Below are 19,938 nucleotides of genomic sequence, written 5' to 3'. Positions count from 1 at the left end.
TCAACCCGCCATCACCCGCGCCAGGGCGGCAAACCGCTCATTGTCCGGCAGGTCCTCGAGGAGCACTGACTGGCCGTCAGATCCGGCGAGGGGGATCCGCCAGTTGGGGTACTCGTCCTTGGTCCCCGGTTGGTTCTGGGTGCGCCGCTCCCCCACCGCATCCGTCAGCGCGACGCCGAGCAGCACCGAAGGAGTTCGCACAATGAACCGGTGCAGCGCTTCTACAGTTGATTCCACCGTGTCGGCGGCGCCTCCGGCAGTTGGTCCCGTCACTGCACGGACCAGTGCCAGCACCGAGTCCTGGGCGGCCTGGTCGGCCGAGCGTTCTTCCTCAACCGGTCGGTTCAGCAACCCAAGTGACTCCCGCAGGTCAACGTGTTCGCCCGCCAGGTACCCGGCGGACGGCGGCAGGTCGTGGGTGGTGACGCTGGTCAGGCACGCCTGGCGGTAGTTTTCGGGACGGCGCGGGCCGTCGTCGTCGTGCTCGAACCAGAGGATCGAGGTGCCCAGGATTCCGCGCTCGGCCAGGTAGTCCTGCACCCCGGGCTCAAACACGCCGAGATCTTCGCCGATGACGACGGCGCCGGCCCGCTGCGCTTCGAGGGCCAGGATGCCGATGAGCGCCTCATGGTCGTAATAGACGTAGGTGCCGTCGCCGGACCCGCCGCCGGCGGGGATCCACCAGAGGCGAAACAGGCCGAGGATGTGGTCCACGCGGATACCACCGGCGTGTTTGAGGACCGTGCGCAGCATGTCCCGATAGGCGGTGTACCCGGATTCGGCCAGGCGGCCAGGATGCCACGGCGGCTGGCTCCAGTCCTGGCCCTGCTGGTTGAACATGTCTGGTGGTGCGCCGACGCTAATCCCTTCCGCGAGGACGCTGCGCAGGGACCACGCGTCGGACCCGTGGGAGTGCACGCCGACGGCCAGGTCATGGATGATACCGATGGTCATCCCGGCGTCGAGCGCGCCCTGCTGCGTGGCGGCAAGCTGCTCATCGCAGAGCCATTGCAGCCAGAGGTGGAACCCGATCCGGTCCGCCAGGGCTACGCGCCGGGTGTCGAGGTAGGACTGGTCGTCCCATTCGGGGGCTCCCGCGGGCAGGGTTTCTGCGAGCGCGCACCAGAGGGCGAAGCTTTCCAGGCCCTCACCTTCCTGCGCCCGAAACTCATCGAAGGAACGTTGTCTTTCGTCGGTCAGTGGCACCTGGTGGATGCTCTCCAGCGCGCTGAGCTTCGCGGCGTAGCTGCTGTCCCGGTCCAGAATGTCAGCGTCACTGTTGGCCTGCCGCAGGGTCACAGCATCGTGTTCGATGGCATCCCGCGCCCCGGCGGTCAACGCCGCGTACTCGGGGACGTTCTCCACCCGAAGATAAAGAGGGTTGAAGAAGCGCCGGGTAGACGGCAGATACGGTGAGGGTTCGACAGGAGGAGCGGGTTCGGCGGCATGCAAGGGGTTAATCAGCACAAACCCCGCCCCCCTGCTCGCCGAGAAGGCTGCCAGCTGACCCAGGTCAGCGATGTCCCCGACCCCCCACGAGTCCTTGGACCGCACCGAGTACAGCTGGGCCATCAGCCCCCAGGTTCGGTTGAGCCGCGCCGTGGTGTTCAGCCGCTGTGGAGTCACAACCAGTGTGCACTCGGCGACGGCGCCATCGGCCTGGACCGCGTGCAGGGTATGCCACCCGAGCGGCAAATCCCCCGGGAGGGTGAGGTGCAGGCGTTCCAGGGGGACGCCGTCGATCTCTGACTGCTCAACGGCGCTGCCGGACAGCTCCAGTTCCCTCAGCTGTCCGTCTTCGAGCACGAGGCGAATCGTCGGCCGGCTTCCCGCTGGGGTAATAATCGGAACGTCCTGGACCACCGTTTCCCTGCCGACGACGACGGGAGGGAGCGTCCGCCGCCAGGGAGCCGTTTCGGCGTCGTGCAGCGCCCGGACGGCGTCGTCGTTCGTTTCGCAGGCAACACCGAGCGCGCTCAGCACTTTCGTCAGGGTCTGCGGGCTGACACTCTTTTCCTGGCCGTCCCAGCCCCGGAACGCTGTGCCCACGCGGTGAGCCTCGGCGAGGCGGATCAGGAGGTCTGGCTCGGGTGGTCTGGACGTGCTGGATGTTTCGATTGCAGGCATACCCTCAAACCTAGGGGGTTGAGAGGTGGTTCGCTACGCTGAACCGATGAATGAACAGCAGCAAACCCGGCTCACAGCGACCGTGACCGGAACCGTGCAGGGTGTCGGGTTCCGCTACTACACCCGCAAACGGGCTCTGGCGCTGGGGCTCTCAGGTATCGCCTCGAACCGGGCAGATGGGTCGGTGCTGATCGTGGCCGAGGGCGCCGATCGGGCGGTCCGTGAACTGGCCTCCTGGCTTGGCTCCACCGCCGCTCCCGGACGGGTGAACGACGTCGACGGGTCCTACGGTGCTCCGACCGGCGAGTTCACTGATTTCTCAACCGAATAAGTCCCGCCGGGCGGCCGGCTGGCACCTTCCGCGTGCGGGAAACTCGAACCAGACCTACCGGACCCAGACGTGCGGGGCGGGGCGCCTGGTGCTGGGCAATGAGTTGTTCAGGCGCCACTCGTGGATCCATTCCGGCAGGACCAGGGCGGCAGGGGGCTGCCCCAGGGCGGCGAAGATGTCTTCGTTGCTGACCGGGCCGTCCTTGGAGACCAGCCGGGTGGCGATGACCGCCTTGGCGTAGATTTCGCCCCCACTGACCATGCGCTGCTCGAAGTAGATGGCACGCTCGTCGAACCCGACAATGCGGGTCTCGATGGTGTACTGCTGACCCAGGGTCAGGGATTTGCGGAAGCTGATGGTCTCGCCGTTGGCTACCGGGCTCCAGCCCCTACGCCGCATCATTGACCAGGTGCCGCTGCGGATCATCAGGTCGAACCGGCCCAGGTCCATGAGGGAGAAATACATGCCGTTGTTGACATGCATTGCGATGTCAATGTCCGTGGGCAGGACACGGAGCGGCAATGAAGACTCTCCCCAGATACTCAACTTTGGGCGGCGTCTGGAGATGAACAGGGTCAGCAGGGTCCGAAACAGAAGGTGCATGAACCTATATTACCGGCCAGTAACATCCGGGGTGCAAACAGGCGATGAGTCTTTGCGGCCGGACGGGCCCCGCACCAGTTCCTGGCCGCCGGGCTCACGGCCTTCTGCCAGCATTGTGCCTAGACTCGGGTAATGACAGCTCCGTATCCGTATGCCCTTCCCTTTGACCGGTACCGTGCGCTGCTGGCCCGCGACCATGCCCGGATGGTTGAGTTGGCGCCCTCGGCTCTGACCTCTGCGGTATCCGCCTGCCCGGGCTGGACCGGGGAGGACCTGATTCGCCACACGGCGATGGTGTACCTTCACAAGTCCGAGTCCATCCGGACCGGTGCCAGGCCGACCGGGACCTGGCCGCCACCAGAGCTGGACCAGATGCAGCCGGTCCCCGCGCTGCAACAGTGCTACGCGCGGCTGATGGACCAGTTCGATGCCCACGCACCAACGGATCCGGCTTTCACCTGGGTCAAGGACGACCAGACGGTCGGTTTCTGGATCCGCAGGCTCGCCCACGAAACGTCCATCCACCGCTATGACCTCGAATCCGCGCTGGGCCATCCCCACCCAATCGACCCCGACCTTGCGGTGGACGGCATCGATGAAATCCTCACCGTGATGCTCGTCCGGAGCAAGCCCGACGACGACGCCAGCGGCGCCACCATCACCCTGCGGAGCGCAGGACTAGCCTGGACCCTGACTATCGCCCCGGACGTCGTCACCCTTGAACGCCAGGTCAGTGACCAGGCGGATGCCCAGATCAGCGGCAGGCCCGCCGAGTTGCTGCTCTGGCTCTGGGGCCGTGGACCACTGCCGGAAGGAAACCCGCAGAGCGGCGCGGCGGACGAACTCCGACGACGTCTGGCCTCCGCCACCTAGGGCAGCGACCCTGGGCCGCCACCTCACCGTAGTGACGCCGGAGGACGACCTGACGACGGCAACAACCCGGCGGCTACCCCGGGTTCCGCCGCGACCGCGGACAACGTCAGATCCTGATGTCCTCTGACTGGAAGAGGGCGCTGACCGATTCTCCGGTGTGGATACGACGGATCGCTTCGGCGAAGGCGTTGGCCACCGAAATGACTTTCAGTTTCGGATGGGCCTTGTCTTCCCCGATGGGAACGGTGTCGGTGCAGAGCACCTCAATGACGTCGTCGCGCTTGGCGATCCGCTCGACGGCTCCGTTGGAGAAAATGCCATGGGTGCAGACCACCCGCGCCTTCCGTGCTCCCATTTTCGCCAGGTGATCCAGCAGCTCCAGAACGGTGCTGCCGTTGGCGATCTCGTCGTCAAGCACCACGATGTCTTTGTCTCTGACGTCGCCGATGATGGAGGTGATTCGGACTTGGTCATTCTCAAACCGTTCCTTGGCCCCGGCGGCGACCGGCGTGCCCAGCAGTCGGGAGAACGCCGTCGCGGCCTTCGCGTTCCCCAGATCCGGGGACACCACGATGGCGTTACTCAGGTCCAGGTCCTTGAAATGGGCGGCGAGTTCCCGCAGGGCGTGCAGCTGATCCACGGGAACGCCGAAGAACGCCTGCACCTGCGGCGCGTGCAGGGTCATGGTGAGGACCCGGGATGCGCCAGCGGTGGTGAGAAGATCCGCCACCAGCTTGCCGCCGATGGAGATGCGCGGTGCGTCCTTCTTGTCCGAACGCGCGTACGAATAGTGTGGCATCACGGCCGTGATGCGTCCCGCGGAGGCCCCGCGGGCGGCGTCGATCATCATGAGCAGCTCCATCAGGTTCTCCTGCACTGGCTTGACCAGCGGCTGCACAATGAATACGTCCCGTTCACGGCAGTTCTCCAGCAACTGCACTTCCAGGCAGTCGTTCGCGAAGCGCTGCAGCCGTGACGGGAGCAGCGGCACACCCAGGTGCCCGCAGATCTCCTCGGCGAATCCCCCACTTGCTTGTCCACTGAACACGGCGATCTCTTTGATCAACGGCTTACCTTTCCACGGCAGTTGGTGGGGATGATGCTGTGGACACCATTGTCGTACAGATTGACCCGCGGCGGTTGCCGGTGAAGTAACGTTGGTGCCGGATCGGAGCCCTACCGAACCGACAATGACGTCTATTCATAGGAGAACCCAGCCATGCCGACCTCCGGTCCCCCAACAAAACAAAAAACATCAGCGGTGTCGGCTGCGATGCGTCCGATCAACTCGGTGGTTGAACGTTTCCTCCCCAGCGCGCTGGTGTTCGCCGTCGTACTCAGCCTCGTCGTCGCTGTCGCCGCGCTGATTTTCACGGATGCGGGGCCGGTTGACGTCCTCAACGGGTGGGGCGACGGCCTGTCAGGGTTGCTCGCCTTTATGACCCAGATGGCTCTCATCCTGTTGCTCGGTCACGCGCTGGCCCACACCGGCCCGGTCCGGAAACTGCTGGCCCGTCTCGGCGGGATCCCCCGAAGCCCGATGCAGGCCTATGTTTTCGTGTTCGTGGTTGCCGCCACGGCGTCGCTGATCACCTGGGGGCTGGGCCTCGTCGTCGGCGGCCTGCTCGCCAAGGAGGTTGCCGCGCAGGCCCGCGAGCGCGGCATGGCACTGCATTTCCCGATGCTGGTCGCAGCAGGGTTCTCCGGTTTCGTGGTGTGGCATATGGGCTACTCGGGGTCCGGCCCCTTGACCGCGGCGACCGAGGGTTCATTCATCGCCGAGCAGCTCGGCACCACCATCCCCATCACCGAAACCACCTTCTCCTGGTGGAACATCACTGCCGCCATCGCCACGATCGTCCTGGTGAGCGCGGCCCTGGCACTGGTGTCTCCCCGCTCCGGGGACAGGATTTCCGAGCTGCAGGTCGACGCCCGGCACACCGATAACGTCGCGCTGAACGACGACGTCGTCACCCCCGCCGACCGCATCGACGCCAGCCGTATCCTCACCACGTTGTTGGGCCTGGCGCTGGTTGCCTACCTGGTGGTCCACTATGTGCAGGGCGGCACCGCCACCCTGGACATCGTCAATTGGACGTTCCTCGCCCTGCTCTTCCTCCTGGTCCGCAGCCCCTTCGAGCTGATCGCGCTGACCAAGAACGCTGCGTCAAACGTCGGCGAAATTCTTCTCCAGTTCCCTCTCTACGCCGGAATCATGGGCATCATGACGACGACGGGCCTCATCAACGTGGTTTCGGACGCCTTCGTGAGCATCGCCAACCCCACCACGTTTGGGTTGTTCGCCCTGCTCTCCGCAGGGTTGGTGAACTTCTTCGTACCATCAGGTGGCGGACAGTTCGCGGTGCAGGCACCGATCATGCTCGACGCAGCCGAACGGCTGGGCGTAGACCCCGCAGTAGCGATCATGGCCGTGTCCTACGGCGACCAGTGGACCAATATGATCCAGCCCTTCTGGGCCCTGCCGCTGCTGGCGATCGCTGGCCTGAAGATGCGCGACATCCTGGGCTACACCATGGTTACCCTGATCGTCTCAGGAGTGGTGTTCGCCGGGATCCTGCTGATTGTGGGGGCAAGCTAGGGCACGCCGGGCCCGCCCAGCGTCGCAGGCAGGCCCTGGTCCTTCACGAGGCGGCGAAGCCCGCCTTTCGGTGGCACCACCACCGGGGTGGGCCAGCGCGGGGGCAGGTTGTCGCCGAGGGTGACCCGGCGGATCTTGCGCCCCGCCAATGGCAGCACCCAGTCGTGGATCCACCGGCGCTGGGCGCGTTCCCACTCCCTGAATGTCCTTGGGACCGCTGGCTCCCAGTCCTTCAGTTTCACCGAATGCTGCACCTCCAGGAGGTCCAGCACCCGGGTGGCCATGTATTTGTGGCCAGCCTTCGACATGTGCAGCCGATCCGGCCCCCACATGCGCCGGTCCTCGTAGGCTTCGAAGCCCCAGTAATCCACCAGGTCCGCGCCGTACCGGTCCGCGATCTGGCGGACGCCGTCGTTATAGAGCTGGTGGCGCTTGCGCAGCAGCCGGAGCGCGGGGGACACATCGACGTCGTACCCCGTGAACAGGAGCACCCTGGCCCCGGTCGCCGCCAACGGTGCCACCAGCTCCTCGTACGCCGCGAGGAGGAGCGGCACCGAGGTTCCGGCGTCGAGAATGTCATTGCCTCCGGCGTAGAGGGTGATCAAGGTGGGGCGCAGAGCCAGCGCTGGTTCCAGTTGCTCGGCGGTGATGTGACGCAGTCGTTTGCTGCGCACCGCCAGGTTTGCGTATTCCCATCCCGGCTGGTCCTTCGCCAGCCGTTCGGCCACCCGGTCGGCCCAGCCGCGGACGCCGTTGGGCAGGTGTTTGCTCGGATCCCCCACCCCCTCGGTGAAGGAATCGCCGAGCGCCACGTACCGCCGTGTGCGCTCGCTCATACCGCGGTGGCGGCTACACCGCCCTGGGCCTCAGAGACGAAGCAGCGCATGTTCCTCCATGACCTCTTCATAGTGCTGGACCAACAGCTCGCAGAGCACCGGCCAGGTGCGGCCCTGCACGCTCGCGAAGGCGGCCTCCGCGAACGCCTGACGTTTCGCGTCATCCCCGATCAGGTCCATCACCTGGCCGCGCAACTGGTCCAGGTTGCCGGGCGTATAGAGCCAACCGGTACGGGAGACATCGACGAGGTCCAGGGGTCCGCCCCTGCCGGTGGCAACGACCGGCACGCCGGAGGCCATGGCCTCCTGGATGGTCTGGCAGAAGGTTTCGAGCTCTCCGGGGTGCACAAAGAGGTCAAGGCTGGCGACGGCTGCTGCCAGTTCCTCCCCACCGAGGAACCCCGTGAAGACCGCGTTCGGGAGGGCCTCCTCAAGGGTGCCCCGCAGGGGGCCATCGCCGATGATCACCAGTCGGGTGTTTTCGATATCAGCCAGGACCCGCAGATCCTCAACCTGCTTCTCGGCGGCGAGCCGGCCAACGTACCCGATCAGGCGTTCCCCTCCGGGGGCGAGCACCGACCGCAGGTTATGGTCCCGCCGACCGGGGTAAAACCGTCGCGTATCGACCCCCCTCCGCCACAGATGCACCCGCGGAATACCGTGCCCGCGCAGCTGGTCGACAGCTGAGGTGGACGGCGCCAGGGTGCGGGCGGCGCCTGAGTGAATGTTCTCAACCCGCTGCCACGCCCAATTGGCGAGGAATGGGACACCGTAGCGGGCGGCGTAGCCGGGGACATCAGTCTGGTAGACGGCAACCACGGGAATGCCAAGCTGCTCGGCAGCACGCACCGCCCGCCACCCCAGCTCAAAGGGCGAAGCGAGGTGGATGATGTCCGGTGCGAAGTCCGCCAGAATATTGCGTACCCGGGTGACACCGCCCAGCGCCACCCGAACGCTCCCGTACCCGGCCAGGGGCACGGCGGGCAACCGGTGGATGCGGACCGTCCGTCCACGGTTAGGCTCAGCCCCGCCGGCCCCGGAGGGGGCGATCACCAGCACCTCGTCGCCTCGCGCCGCGAAATGCTCGAGCATTTTCTGGACGGAATGGGTTACCCCGTTCACGGCGGGCAGGAATGTTTCAGCAACAATCACGATCCTCACACCCCCACGGTGCCACCGCCGGATTGGTCAGAGGTGACGGGCGGGTGTCCCCGATCCGAAGGGTCGGTGAACAGCAGGCGACGACGACGACGGGTAGCGGCGGCCCGACCGAACCTACGGCCAGAGCAGGGCCCGCGACCAGCCGTCGCCGTCACTGGCATAGCGCAACCGCAGGTGTCGACGTTCGGGGTCGGCCTGCCAAAACTCGACGGTGTCCGGGACCACCGTGTAAACCGTCCAGGTGGCCGACCCGGGAGCGGCAGCTTCACCGTCGAGGGCGTCGAACCGATCCAGCTGGGCAGCGACGGCGGCGTCGAGTTCCTCCCGATCGCGCAGGCGGCTGCTCTGCTCACCGGCGAGCACCAGCGCTCGCGCCACCGGGTGGCGGCGGCGGAAGTCGGCGTCGTTCTCCTCGACGCCCGCGGGGCGAACCTTGCCCCTGATGCGGATCTGACGGCCCATCGTGGGCCAGAACAGGGCCAGGGCGGCCGCCGGGGAACCCTGCAGTTGGCGTCCTTTGGGACTGTCGCTGCTGCTGGCGAAGGAAAACCCCTGCTCAGTCACGTCTTTCAGGATCACCACTCTGGCGTCGGGGAGGCCGTCCCGATCCACCGTTGCAACGGTGACTGAATGCGGTGCCATCACCGCGGCATCGACAGCAGCCGCCAGCCATTCATGGAAGAGGTGCACCGGCGAATCCGGCACGGCTGCAGGATCGAAGTGAGGCAGCTCATCGGGGAAGACCGCGACCCCGTGCACCAGGTCGCGCAGTGATTGGTGATCATTCATCCCCTCAGCCTAGGCCCCGCCGTCGCGTTAGAGTCGACCAATGACATCCGACAAGGACCATTTCGTTGGCGGCAGGGATTACACCCGCTGGACCACCCCGGTGGGACGGGTCACAGTGCGCTGGGTGCGTGCCCTGGCCCGCTGGATCGGACCGCGCTGGGCCATGCTGCTGATCCTGGCGGTCGGCGTCGGCATCGCGGTGTCCCTGGCCCTCGCGTCGGCCGAAGTGTATGAGGCGGTCGCGGAAACGGATGGGATTGCCGTCCTGGACCAGCCGGCCCTTGATGCGTCAGTGCAGCTACGTAATCCGGTCCTCGTGGCGCTGGCGAGCGGTTTCACGTTCCTGGGCGGTCCGATCATGATGCCGCTGCTTACCGCCGCCGCGATCGCCGGCCTGTGTTTTCGACGCCGGTCCCTGACACCGCTGGTCCTCGTGGCGGTCGCAGCCTCCGGGTCGCTGCTGATGACCGTGCTGGGGAAAAATGCGATCGGACGGCTGCGCCCACCGCTTGAGTTTGCGGTCCCACCGTACGAATCGTCGCCGTCGTTCCCGAGCGGACACACGCTGAACGCCATGGTGATCAGCGGCATCATCGCGTACCTGCTCGTGCTGGGGGCGCACCGCAACCGCTCACGCGCCCTGATCATCGCCGGCGCTCTGATATTCACCCTTTTGATGGCCGCCACCCGGGTCTATCTGGGCCACCATTGGGTCACGGATGTGGTGGTTGCTGCCACGCTCGGCCTCGGGTGGCTGGCAGTGGTGATCACCACGCATCGGCTCTGGCTCACAATCTCCGACCCGCGTGAGCCCACCTAACCGGACCGCTACGGGGTGGTTGGTCCGAGTGGCCAGCGCAGGAGTGCTGCAATCCGGTGCGGGTCGAGCGCCCCGGGCGGGAACAGCACGACGTCGGCATCGGTGAGCGCGGCCGCGCGAAGGAGAGCCGAGGGCGCTGAAAGGGTACCGATCAGACGGGCGCCGGAAATCTCGTTCGTCGAAGCCGCGATCCAGGGTTCGGCGGCGAGCGCCAGCAACCGCTGATCGTCCCAGGCGGAACGCTCAATCAGGAGAGTCCCCACCTGACCCTGCTGAAGCGCATGAACCACAGCGCCCAGTCCTGCCACAGACTCGGGATGCTCCCTTCCCTGCTGGTTCTCGAAACGCTCCAGCAGTTGCTGCTGCTCTCCAGCGACACAGGCAGCCACCCGCGATGACACCTCCCGGGCAAACGCATCCCGGTCAGCCCCATCCGTCCGGGTGTGGCTCTCGACCACGCTCAGGATGGCCCGGCTCGCCTCCGACAGCTGTTCTGCCACGAGGTTCCGCGCCCGGATATCGCCGGCGAGGATCAGCAGCTTCGCGCGGCTATTCCGCACCACCCGATCAATTTCATCGGCAATTTCCCCCGCGTTGGCGCGCCAGATGTTTTCGGTCCGGTGCAGATACCCACCCTGTGACGTGCCACCGCCCGGGATCTTCTTGAGGTTTTCGGTGGACCCTTCCACCTCGGTGCTTTCGTCGTCGGACCTGTTGACCCGATGCAGGTGGATGGTTCCGCCGTCGCGGCCCGCCTCCGCCACCACATAGGCAAACTCCTGGGGGCGGTGCCGGACCAGTGGCACCAGGTTGGGGACGGGGCCGACGTCGTGCACCTCCTGCATCACCAGCCGGCCTGGGAGGAACTCGTCAAATGCCACCTCGCCGTCGTTGACCAGAAGGAATCGCGCCACGGGGTCTGGCAGACCCTTCGCCGAGCTGCTGAGCGCGGCGCCGACCGCCTGGATATCCTGCCGGCCTGCACCGGCCTTGTGGAGGGCCGCGGCGATCGCGTCTGGGCGTGCGTCATCGGCGTGGAGGGAGTCCCCGGACCCGGTACTGGCGTCCATATAGATGGTGCACCATGGGCCGGGTCGTTTATACAGGGCGCTGTGGGAATGAAGTGCTGGAGTCATCTCACCCCACCCGACTTCCACTCGCGACGGCCGCGCTGCGGCTCCCATGGCGGTCTTCCTGTGGTGTCCCGCAGCTTCATGGCGGGCCTCCTGGTTCCTCCGGTGATCGACTTTGACCTCGCCGGAAATGTAGGGTTGCATTCGGTTTACCACTCTTCGCCTCTGATGAACAGACCCAGACGATGCGCAGCAAGTCCGCAACACCCCGAAAGTTCGACGACAGGCAGGACGCCGGCCGCCAACTCGCCCACGCTCTCCTGCCGTTCGCCGGTTCCCCCGGGCTGCTGGTCCTTGGGCTTCCCCGCGGAGGGGTGCCGGTCGCCGCCGAGATTTCGGCGGCGCTGAGCTGCCCGCTCGACGTCGTTCTGGTCCGCAAGATCGGAGTGCCGGGGTTCGACGAGCTGGCCATGGGTGCTGTCGCAACCGCCGGCGGTAGCCTCAGCACCGTCCGCAACGAACGGGTTATTGCGGGCCTGACCGGTGACGGCAACGCAGCCTTCGAGGCGGCGATCGCCCCCGAACTGGTTGAACTGGCACGCCGGGAGGAACTGTATCGGGCCGGGTTGCCGCCGCTGGAGATCGCTGGGCGGACCATCGTCATCGTCGACGACGGCGTGGCCACCGGCGCCACCCTCCGCGCTGCCCTCCACGCCGTCCGACAGCTCCGCCCAGCCCAACTGTGGGTGGCAGCCCCGGTCTTCCTCGGACACTCCCTTGCCGGAATCCGCCCGCTGGCCGATCAGACGTTCTGGCTGTGGGACGCGCCGTCGCTCGGATCCGTCGGGCAGGCGTACCACCAGTTCGGGCAGGTGCCCGACGACGAGGTGCAACGACTCTTGGTGCGGCCTCCGGAATAAAAACGACCCATCGTGCGGTTGACATAACTAGATAGCTGGCAGTGGCCAGCACCCTCCCGCACGTCACAACCTAAAGGACCAGCATGCCCACGGCCAGCATCAACGCCGAACCCTGCCGCACCGACCCCACCCCCGGCGGTGGCAGCCGCATCCGCAGCCTGCGTTCCCTGAAACGGGGTGACCGCATCGAGGCCCGGCTCCAGCGCGAGGTGCTCTACCGCGGGCAGGTCGAGGAAACCGCCCCCGGGCTGGGGACCGTCTGGATGCGCGACGACGCAGTGGATACCCGGTTGGCGCTCAGCCAGGACGACTTCACCTTCTGGACCACCTAACCCGCCACCTTCCTCGGCTGCCCGGCGCCTCGTTACCGTTGCAGAAACGGCCGAAAGGCCAACGGTGCCGCGCCCGTTACCCCTTACCCGCTACCCGAGCCCGGAGGCCGGTGCCGACCCGTTGCCCGGGGCCCGTTGCAGAAACGGCCGAAAGGCCAAGACCTGCCGCTTGCACACTGCGGTTTCTGGCCCTCCGGGCCGTTTCTGCTAATGATCGGCCACAATTGAGGCATGGATTCCTTACTGCCGCGGGAACGAAGCGAACCCGCTCCGGGCGCCGTCCACCTACCCGGCTGGCTCAGCCTCGAGCAGCAACGCGAACTGGTTGTCGCGTGCCGCGGGTGGGCGGCAGGGCCCGTCCCGATGCGGGCCGCCCGCATGCCCAACGGATCAATGATGTCGGTCAAGACCGTGTGCCTGGGCTGGCACTGGCAGCCCTACCGGTACACCAAGACCGCCGACGACGCCGGCGGCGGCCAGGTGGCCGAGTTCCCGGAGTGGTTGGCCCAGCTGGGCCGCGATGCAGTGACCGCTGCCTACGGCGGTCCGAACAGTTACGCACCCGACGCCGCCCTGGTGAATTTCTACGATGATGGGGCGGCGATGGGAATGCACCAGGACAAGGATGAGCGGTCCCCCGCCCCAGTGGTTTCCCTGAGCATCGGCGACTCCTGCGTCTTCCGCTTCGGCAACACCGAGACCCGAAACAAGCCCTGGACCGACCTTGCCCTCGAATCAGGTGACCTGTTCGTCTTCGGAGGCCCTTCCCGTTTTGCCTACCACGGTGTACTGAAAACCCAGCCGGGAACCAGCGATCCGGCACTTGGCCTCAAAGGCAGGCTGAACATTACGCTCCGCGAAACCGGGCTCACCGCACCCCGCGCCTAGTCCGGATCCAGACCCTAGTTCTGGTCCTGGGTCAGCAAACCCCGCACATAGGCCGCCTGTCCGACGTGCTGCATGCAGTCTTCGATCACGCTGACCAGTCGGACCTGAAGCGTCACGGGAGGGTTCCAGGAAGTGTCGACGATCCGGCGCAGGTCCGCCTCGTCGAGCCCGGTGACAAACTCCAGCGTGCGGGCATGCACGGCGTCGTAATAGTCGACCAATAGGTCAGCACTGGCGGGGCGAACCTTACTCACCTGTGCCGAGGAATGTCCGTACCCCGTGTCCGATTCATCGAGGTCCAAGGCGAAACGTCCAGCCCAACCGCCGACGACCCATAATTCCGGGAGCGCTGCGGCGTCGGCAATGTGGTTGTCCTGGACCCGCGCCAGATGCCAGACCAACCAGGCGATTGAATTTCCTGCCACGTTGCCGGGGCCGGCGGGTCTGAACGCCAGTTGACTCGGGTCCAGACCGGTGACGGCCCTGCGCACAGCGTCCGGAATTCTTCCGTAGGCCTCTTCAAGGGTTGCCGTTGCACTCATCGGGTTGCCTCCGTCTATTCGTCGCGTCGTCCCTGAGTTATAAACCCGCTTCGCGGTAGAAGCCAGCGATATGGTCGGCGATCAGGACTGAGGCATCCGGCCCCGGCGAGCGGGCGGCGTCGTCGTTGTCGTCGCTGGCGTCGTCGTCGTCGGCGTTGTTGTTGTTCCCGTCGGCGATCGCCTGAAAGATGGCCCGATGCTCGGCTCGCAAGCGTTCAACAGTGCGGGTCCAGTCCGGCAGGCGGCTGGTCAACTCCAGCGTGTAGGACTCGATCGACCCGCGAAGCGAGGACATCATCGCGCCGATCAGCACATTCCCGGCCGCTTCGGCGAGCGCCACATGAAACAGGGCATCGAGGCGGAGGAATTCGGCGGCCGCCAACCCGGGATTGTCCATCTCATCCAGGAGGTCCTCGGCGACCGCCATGGACGGCGCGGTGGCTTGTGCCTGCCCGACGGCCCAGGTTTCGAGCAGCAACCGCGTTTGGACAATGTCTTCCACTGGAAGATGCGAACTGGCCACGTGGAAGCGAAGAGCTGCGCCGAGCGCCACGGCCGGGTTTGCGGTGATCACAGTGCCAGCACCAGGGCCTGACCCTACCCCCGCCCGCACCACCCCCATCGCCTCAAGGACACGGATGCCTTCCCTGGCCGATGCGCGGGACACGTTCAATTGCTCAGCAACCGCGCGCTCGCCTGGAAGCCGCTGGCCAACGGCCAGCCGACCCGCAGCCAACTCGGCTTCAATCCACGACAGCACGAGCTCATGGTTACGCATGCACCAATAGTAGTCAGCGGTCGGACCACAGGGGCAAAGCACGAAGGCGCAACGCAACCACTGGCAGCTATCAATGCTTGCGTGGCTGGGCCGGGTGACGGTAGAGTCCACCAAAAGCCCTGTGGTCCGACCACACCGGATTGAAGCGAGGTCAGCATGCCATCCCAGATTCCCCCAGCACTCAAACGACGCATCCCGAAAGTCAAGGACCTCGCCCCCCTGATGCAGTTCAAGAAACCTGAACTGGGCGCTGCCGCCCGGTTGAGGCGCGCCAGCACTATCTGGGATCTCCGTGATCAGGCCAAGCGGCGCACTCCCACCGCCCCCTTTGACTACACGGATGGCGCGGCGGAAGCGGAAATTACCTTACGGCGGGCCAGGGGCGCATTCCTCGACCTGGAATTTCGGCCCGGCATCCTCCGCAATGTGGAGACGGTTGACACCTCGGTGTCCGTGTTGGGTCAGTCCTCCGCCCAGCCCTTCGGCATTGCCCCCACCGGTTTCACCCGGATGATGCAGTCTGAAGGCGAATATGCCGGTTCGCAGGCGGCCGAGGCCGCTGGCATCCCCTACACGCTGTCCACCATGGGCACCGCCTCCATCGAGGATGTCGCTGCGGCGGCCCCGAATGGGCGGAACTGGTTCCAGCTCTACCTGTGGACCGACCGGGACCGGTCAATGGAATTGATCAGCCGCGCCGCCAAGGCGGGCAATGACACCCTTATGGTCACCGTCGATACTGCGGTGGCCGGGTCGCGGCTTCGTGATGTGCGCAATGGCCTCACCATCCCGCCAGCACTCACCGCGAAGACGGTACTGGACGCGTCCTACCGGCCGGCCTGGTGGTTCAATTTCCTCACCCATGAGCCGTTGGCTTTCGCCTCGTTGTCCCGCTATTCGGGAACCGTGGCCGACCTCATCAATTCCATGTTCGATCCCACCCTCACCTACGAGGACCTTGACTGGCTCCGTGAGGTCTGGAAGGGCAACCTGGTGGTGAAGGGCATTCAGACAGTCGACGACGCCAAGAAGGCCGTTGACCACGGAGTGGACGGAATTGTGCTGTCCAATCACGGCGGTCGCCAACTGGACCGGGCACCAATCCCTTTGCATCTGCTCCCGGACGTCGCGGCCGCGCTGAAGGGCAAGACGAACATCATGCTCGATACCGGCATCATGAGCGGCGGCGACATTGTGGCGGCACTGGCTCTCGGCGCCGACTTCACCCTGATTGGGCGGGCCTACCTGTACGGGCTGATGGCAGGCGGACGAGCCGGTGTGGACCGGACCATTGAGATCCTCAGCAAGGAGACCGCGCGGACCATGCAACTGCTCGGCGTAAACCGCGTGGAAGACCTCAACCCCGACCACGTGCGACTGCTCTAGCGGCTCACGCTGCTCGCGGGCGGCTAGTCTCGCGGGAGCTTGCGCTGCGCTTCAGCCTGTTGGTTCTTGCCGTCGTTGTGCGCCTTCGACCCCCTGTTGACGAGGTCGGCGTATTCCCTCATCGACCGACCACTGCGATTGTGCGGTGCCCCGTTACATTTATTGGAGTCCTCGAAGGTCCAGCGCATACACTGGCCCGGACTGCTCCAGGTGCGGAGCAAGCTGTTCGAAGTAATGGGATGAGACGCCAATACCGCAGACGAGTACGAACGGGTGCCGACCCCGAGCGCCGACGGAATTCACTCGGGTCCAGAGTTTGCCGCTATACACACGGTCGACGCGAATTCTTTCGTCTTTATTTCTGGTCACGTCCTATTAACGACGATAAAACGTTCAAGTGACAGATTTGGGGCTAGTATCAATCTTGAAACCCGCTTTTTGCGGGTTTCATCGACTACTGGGACCAAGCGAATGGAGCACCAGCGGATGAATTATCCGTTGCAGTACCGGCGTGCTCGTGCGCTGGTTTACGCGGTACTCCTGTTCTGGGTGTGGGCCTGGCTCGGCAGCAGCTTCTTCATCGCCAGCCTCTTCGGATCCCCTGTTCACGCGCTGCTGGCAATGTATGCCCTCAGCGTCGCGGTCCTGGTCTCAATTCCCGCATTACTGCTGGCCGTAGCCCGCATGCTTCTCACTCGGACGCGCGCGCAGACAGGCAACAGGGTTAGCCCCGTGGTGACCGATCTGAGTGCGCGGCGCTCCTCTGAACCAGCTCCCACCCACGAGCCTGACTGGTGGTTCTCGGACAAAGCGTCCTGAGTTTGGCAAAACCTGCGGGAATCCTTCGGGTATTTCGGAAAGACTTTGCCAAATTGGGGCGGTCCTCGTAGTAATAACAAACCATACTTTTGAGGTGACCTTTAGAGGTTCGGCGCTTGTGCGTGCCGAACCTGTTTTGTGTGTAGGACCTCCCGGGATCTGCCGCAAAGCGGTCAAGTCTCTCGCCCCGGTTGAGTTAGGAACAAACATATGCGCGTCTTCAGGCGATCCGCCGCGGCTCTGACCGCCCTGATCCTCTTGGCATCAACACTGCCCACCATGACCGCAGAGTCCGCCACGGCCGCCCCTCTCGCGCCAGCGGAAACCTCGGTCGTTGAGCCGGCCGCGCCGGCGCCAGCAGATCCCGCCGAAACCGCGTTGGTTGAGCCGACCGCGCCGGCGGCAACCGCGTCCGAAGAACCAGCTGAATCGACGTCAGTCACGCCCGAAGAGCCTGCAATCCTCGAACCGGTCGAACCAGTCGACCTGACGTCAGTTGACCCGAACAGCAAAGACATCTTCGACCAGGTAGGCGGCGCCCCGCGCTCCATACACACCTACGAACCCGGCTATGACTTCGAAACCAGCGGACAGCCCCTCGGACTCCAGCGTGAAGGCGCCGCCACCGCGGAGCCCCAGGATGTTCCAGCCAACATCGTCCCCGCACAACGCCAGGGCACCATCAAGGTCAAACTGGTCACCGTCGACCTGGCCGACAGTTCGAGCACGGTCTCGATGCCACACGCCATCAATTCGGTGAATGTTTCAAGCAACTATTGGAAGGCGATGTCCAACAACCGGCTGTCGATGGCGGTTACCTCCCAGGTGGCAGGACACAAGACCAAGGCACGCTCCACCTGGTCCTACAACGACATCATGAACCAGGTCACCAACGAACTTCGCTGGACCTACAGCCCGTACACCGCACTCGTTGTCTTCATCCCGACAGCCCTGCAGGGCGGGATTCTGGGTTACGGCTGGAGCAGCAATGGCACCAGCGGACGAATTCTGATGCCGCAGTACAGCAACTTCACCACCAACGTGGTGACCCACGAATTTGGGCACGTCCTAGGGCTCATGCACGCCGACGCACTGCAGTGCCCCAATGGCCAGAGTGACGTCCCCTCCTTCACAGGAACCGGCTGCTACATCCGCGAATACGCCGACACCATGGACCTGATGGGCTCCGCCCAGTGGTTCCAGACCCCGGCGATCAGCTCCAGTTTCTGGGATTACGGAAAGTTCGGCCGGGGAGACGAAATCCGCAATGTCGGCGTGGCAACAGGTCGTAAGAGCTACACACTGACACCGTGGGCGGGCACCGCCTCAAACCGGGCCGTGAAGTTCACTGATCCCCGATCCCGGGAGGTCTACTATCTCGAATTCCGGGCACCGGTGGGCTACGACAAAGCGCTGGCCGTCAACGGAAACTTCGGAGTGAAAATCGTGCAGCTAGGCGGTGCTGCTCCGAATGCATCGTTGGTCCTGATGCCTTCCACCAAACCGTTCGCCGGCTACTACGCTCCTAACCACGCCTGGAAAGCTGGCAGGACCTTCACCACTCACGCCGGAACTACTGTCACCATCAACGCGCTGTCCACCTCCTCCGCCACGGTAACCATTGATGCGGGACTGCCGTTCACGGACCTTTCGAAGACCGGATTCCGCACCCAAATCGAATGGCTCCACGCCAGAAAGCTGGCCACGGGTTGGGCCGACGGCACCTACCGGCCCTCCGCCACCATGAACCGTGACGCCATGGCAGCGTACATCTACCGGCACGCGGGCAGCCCATCCTTCACCGCACCGGCACGAAGCCCGTTCAAGGACGTTCCGACCACCAGCCTGTACTACAAGGAAATCGCCTGGATGGAAGCCGTGGGCCTCACCACCGGGTGGGGCGACGGCACCTATCGTCCACTGCAGCCCATCAGCCGGGACGCCATGGCCGCGTTTATGTACAGGTACACGGCCGACGCCTGCAATCTGGGTGGTGCCGCCGGGTTCACGACCCCCTCGACCGCGCCCTTCGCAGATGTCCCACGAGGCACCGAGTTCTACCGGGAGATCGCCTGGATGAAGCAGTCCGGCGTTTCCACCGGCTGGAACGACAGGACCTTCCGCCCGCTGGAAAACATCACCCGCGAAGCGATGGCTGCTTTCGTCCACCGGGTCGACGGCGTGCAGCGCCAGCTCGGCGGCTGCCGACTCTGACGGCTCCCCCCCCGAAGTTCCGATTTTTCCCGAGGGAGGCAGGTCTCAGGCCTCCCTCGGGGAGTACGTTTAGGTCATGGCCCCCTTGAAACCGGCAGACCCGCAACCATCTGAACTCATTGCACTGATCGAACTCGAGATTGCCGAACTCCAGTTTCCCCATTTCACCCTCGAGGACGCGCTTTCTCTGGGCCTGCGTCTGGTGAAGCTCGGCACCGACCGAGGTCTTCCGATCGCCATCGACATCAGCCGACCCGACCAGGTGTTGTTCCATGTGGCGTTGCCGGGCGCCACCCCCGACAACGAACTGTGGGCCAGGGCCAAGGCCCGTACCGCCGCGCGATATCAGGAACCGTCATACCTGGTTGGTCTGCGTGCCCTGGATAGCGGGGCCCGGATGGAAGACAATCCGCTCTTCGACACCACAGTCTTCGTGGCCCACGGCGGGTCGTTTCCCCTCTATGTGCGGGGCGTGGGAGCCGTGGCAACGGTGACCGTATCGGGACTCCCCCAACGTGATGACCACGATCTGGTGGTCGAAGCTCTCCGAGGACACCTCCGGCACTAAATACGGCTGGGTAGCTGTCCGTCCAGTAAGGTAAATAAGTGGACTTCTCCCTCGACATTTCGGCAAGCCGCCTCGCCGCTTGCAAAATGACTCCGCGGCGCGTGCCGCGGTCGGCCGCGAGGTCCACCTATGGCGTTGTAGTGGGAGTCTCCCGCTACCCGGTGATCGGCAGTGTTGCTGGCACCAATGAGGAAGATCAGATTTCGGCCAGTAACGGCCACCTGGCGGCGACCCGCTGCTCGCACATATCAATTGAAAACGAGTCAATACTGTGAATAC

The 19,938-nt window shown here is 64.9% G+C and carries 21 protein-coding genes; 12 read left to right on the top strand and 9 right to left on the bottom strand.

Features of this window, described 5'->3' with window-relative positions; all coding sequences use genetic code 11:
• Complete coding sequence (malQ, locus tag ACX80T_RS02535; protein WP_459303610.1) at positions 1 to 2,127, bottom strand: 4-alpha-glucanotransferase; 2,127 nt, start codon at positions 2,125 to 2,127, stop codon at positions 1 to 3.
• Between the two features lie 46 nt (positions 2,128 to 2,173).
• Here malQ and ACX80T_RS02530 point away from each other — a divergent pair, with 46 nt between their 5' ends.
• The gene (locus ACX80T_RS02530) at positions 2,174 to 2,458 is read left to right on the top strand and encodes an acylphosphatase (RefSeq protein ID WP_459303609.1); all 285 of its coding nucleotides are present in this window, start codon (positions 2,174 to 2,176) and stop codon (positions 2,456 to 2,458) included.
• 54 nt (positions 2,459 to 2,512) lie between these two features.
• Here ACX80T_RS02530 and ACX80T_RS02525 read toward each other — a convergent pair whose 3' ends face one another.
• Positions 2,513 to 3,061, bottom strand: coding sequence for an acyl-CoA thioesterase (locus tag ACX80T_RS02525; RefSeq protein ID WP_459303608.1), 549 nt, complete (start codon positions 3,059 to 3,061; stop codon positions 2,513 to 2,515).
• A 132-nt stretch (positions 3,062 to 3,193) separates the two neighbouring features.
• Here ACX80T_RS02525 and ACX80T_RS02520 point away from each other — a divergent pair, with 132 nt between their 5' ends.
• Positions 3,194 to 3,934 carry a maleylpyruvate isomerase family mycothiol-dependent enzyme gene (locus tag ACX80T_RS02520; protein WP_459303607.1) on the top strand — a complete coding sequence of 247 codons (741 nt, stop codon included), beginning with the start codon at positions 3,194 to 3,196 and terminating at the stop codon, positions 3,932 to 3,934.
• A 106-nt stretch (positions 3,935 to 4,040) separates the two neighbouring features.
• Here ACX80T_RS02520 and ACX80T_RS02515 read toward each other — a convergent pair whose 3' ends face one another.
• A complete protein-coding gene (locus tag ACX80T_RS02515) occupies positions 4,041 to 4,997 on the bottom strand; it encodes a ribose-phosphate diphosphokinase (RefSeq protein WP_459303633.1) in 957 nt (318 codons plus the stop codon).
• 156 nt (positions 4,998 to 5,153) lie between these two features.
• Between ACX80T_RS02515 and ACX80T_RS02510 the strand changes: the two genes are divergently transcribed.
• Entirely contained in the window at positions 5,154 to 6,533 is a 1,380-nt protein-coding gene (locus ACX80T_RS02510; RefSeq protein WP_459303606.1) for a short-chain fatty acid transporter, read from the top strand.
• Here ACX80T_RS02510 and ACX80T_RS02505 read toward each other — a convergent pair.
• From ACX80T_RS02505 to ACX80T_RS02495, 3 genes are all read right to left on the bottom strand, one after another.
• Positions 6,530 to 7,369 carry an SGNH/GDSL hydrolase family protein gene (locus tag ACX80T_RS02505; protein ID WP_459303605.1) on the bottom strand — a complete coding sequence of 280 codons (840 nt, stop codon included), beginning with the start codon at positions 7,367 to 7,369 and terminating at the stop codon, positions 6,530 to 6,532. The genes ACX80T_RS02510 and ACX80T_RS02505 overlap by 4 nt on opposite strands.
• A gap of 30 nt (positions 7,370 to 7,399) precedes the next feature.
• Positions 7,400 to 8,530: a glycosyltransferase family 4 protein gene (locus tag ACX80T_RS02500; RefSeq protein WP_459303604.1), complete on the bottom strand. Its 1,131-nt coding sequence runs from the start codon at positions 8,528 to 8,530 to the stop codon at positions 7,400 to 7,402.
• A 114-nt stretch (positions 8,531 to 8,644) separates the two neighbouring features.
• Entirely contained in the window at positions 8,645 to 9,319 is a 675-nt protein-coding gene (locus ACX80T_RS02495) for a pyridoxine/pyridoxamine 5'-phosphate oxidase (RefSeq protein ID WP_019484112.1), read from the bottom strand.
• A 40-nt stretch (positions 9,320 to 9,359) separates the two neighbouring features.
• On the opposite strand from ACX80T_RS02495, the gene ACX80T_RS02490 reads away from it, so the two are divergent.
• Positions 9,360 to 10,139, top strand: a complete 780-nt coding sequence (locus ACX80T_RS02490) for a phosphatase PAP2 family protein (protein ID WP_459303603.1) — start codon at positions 9,360 to 9,362, stop codon at positions 10,137 to 10,139.
• An 8-nt stretch (positions 10,140 to 10,147) separates the two neighbouring features.
• Here ACX80T_RS02490 and ACX80T_RS02485 read toward each other — a convergent pair whose 3' ends face one another.
• Positions 10,148 to 11,209, bottom strand: coding sequence for a baeRF2 domain-containing protein (locus ACX80T_RS02485; RefSeq protein ID WP_459303602.1), 1,062 nt, complete (start codon positions 11,207 to 11,209; stop codon positions 10,148 to 10,150).
• Positions 11,210 to 11,457: 248 nt separating this feature from the next.
• Here ACX80T_RS02485 and ACX80T_RS02480 point away from each other — a divergent pair, with 248 nt between their 5' ends.
• The 3 genes from ACX80T_RS02480 (at position 11,458) to ACX80T_RS02470 (ending at position 13,352) form a co-directional block, all read left to right on the top strand.
• Positions 11,458 to 12,132 carry a phosphoribosyltransferase gene (locus ACX80T_RS02480; protein ID WP_459303601.1) on the top strand — a complete coding sequence of 225 codons (675 nt, stop codon included), beginning with the start codon at positions 11,458 to 11,460 and terminating at the stop codon, positions 12,130 to 12,132.
• A gap of 83 nt (positions 12,133 to 12,215) precedes the next feature.
• Positions 12,216 to 12,464 carry a hypothetical protein gene (locus ACX80T_RS02475; RefSeq protein ID WP_019484108.1) on the top strand — a complete coding sequence of 83 codons (249 nt, stop codon included), beginning with the start codon at positions 12,216 to 12,218 and terminating at the stop codon, positions 12,462 to 12,464.
• 231 nt (positions 12,465 to 12,695) lie between these two features.
• Entirely contained in the window at positions 12,696 to 13,352 is a 657-nt protein-coding gene (locus ACX80T_RS02470; protein WP_459303600.1) for an alpha-ketoglutarate-dependent dioxygenase AlkB family protein, read from the top strand.
• 14 nt (positions 13,353 to 13,366) lie between these two features.
• Here the strand turns inward: ACX80T_RS02470 and ACX80T_RS02465 are convergent, their stop codons facing one another.
• Together ACX80T_RS02465 and ACX80T_RS02460 are read right to left on the bottom strand one after the other, a co-directional pair.
• Positions 13,367 to 13,894 (bottom strand): mycothiol transferase, encoded by a 528-nt coding sequence (locus tag ACX80T_RS02465; RefSeq protein ID WP_459303599.1) that lies wholly within the window; start codon positions 13,892 to 13,894, stop codon positions 13,367 to 13,369.
• A gap of 37 nt (positions 13,895 to 13,931) precedes the next feature.
• Positions 13,932 to 14,672 (bottom strand): FadR/GntR family transcriptional regulator, encoded by a 741-nt coding sequence (locus ACX80T_RS02460; RefSeq protein WP_459303598.1) that lies wholly within the window; start codon positions 14,670 to 14,672, stop codon positions 13,932 to 13,934.
• A gap of 156 nt (positions 14,673 to 14,828) precedes the next feature.
• On the opposite strand from ACX80T_RS02460, the gene ACX80T_RS02455 reads away from it, so the two are divergent.
• The 5 genes from ACX80T_RS02455 to ACX80T_RS02435 all read left to right on the top strand — a co-directional run bounded on the left by ACX80T_RS02455 (position 14,829) and on the right by ACX80T_RS02435 (position 19,934).
• On the top strand, positions 14,829 to 16,058 hold the full coding sequence (locus tag ACX80T_RS02455) for an alpha-hydroxy acid oxidase (RefSeq protein ID WP_459303597.1): 1,230 nt from the start codon (positions 14,829 to 14,831) through the stop codon (positions 16,056 to 16,058).
• A gap of 486 nt (positions 16,059 to 16,544) precedes the next feature.
• Positions 16,545 to 16,877, top strand: coding sequence for a hypothetical protein (locus tag ACX80T_RS02450; protein WP_035747490.1), 333 nt, complete (start codon positions 16,545 to 16,547; stop codon positions 16,875 to 16,877).
• Positions 16,878 to 17,087: 210 nt separating this feature from the next.
• A complete protein-coding gene (locus ACX80T_RS02445; protein ID WP_459303596.1) occupies positions 17,088 to 19,091 on the top strand; it encodes an S-layer homology domain-containing protein in 2,004 nt (667 codons plus the stop codon).
• A gap of 76 nt (positions 19,092 to 19,167) precedes the next feature.
• Positions 19,168 to 19,659, top strand: a complete 492-nt coding sequence (locus ACX80T_RS02440; RefSeq protein WP_459303595.1) for a heme-degrading domain-containing protein — start codon at positions 19,168 to 19,170, stop codon at positions 19,657 to 19,659.
• 38 nt (positions 19,660 to 19,697) lie between these two features.
• The gene (locus ACX80T_RS02435; RefSeq protein WP_459303594.1) at positions 19,698 to 19,934 is read left to right on the top strand and encodes a hypothetical protein; all 237 of its coding nucleotides are present in this window, start codon (positions 19,698 to 19,700) and stop codon (positions 19,932 to 19,934) included.
• Positions 19,935 to 19,938: the final 4 nt, after the last annotated feature.

Source organism: Arthrobacter sp. Sr33, assembly GCF_054511195.1.
Note: the sequence above shows the minus strand (reverse complement) of the source record. Positions and strands in the feature narration are given on the sequence as shown.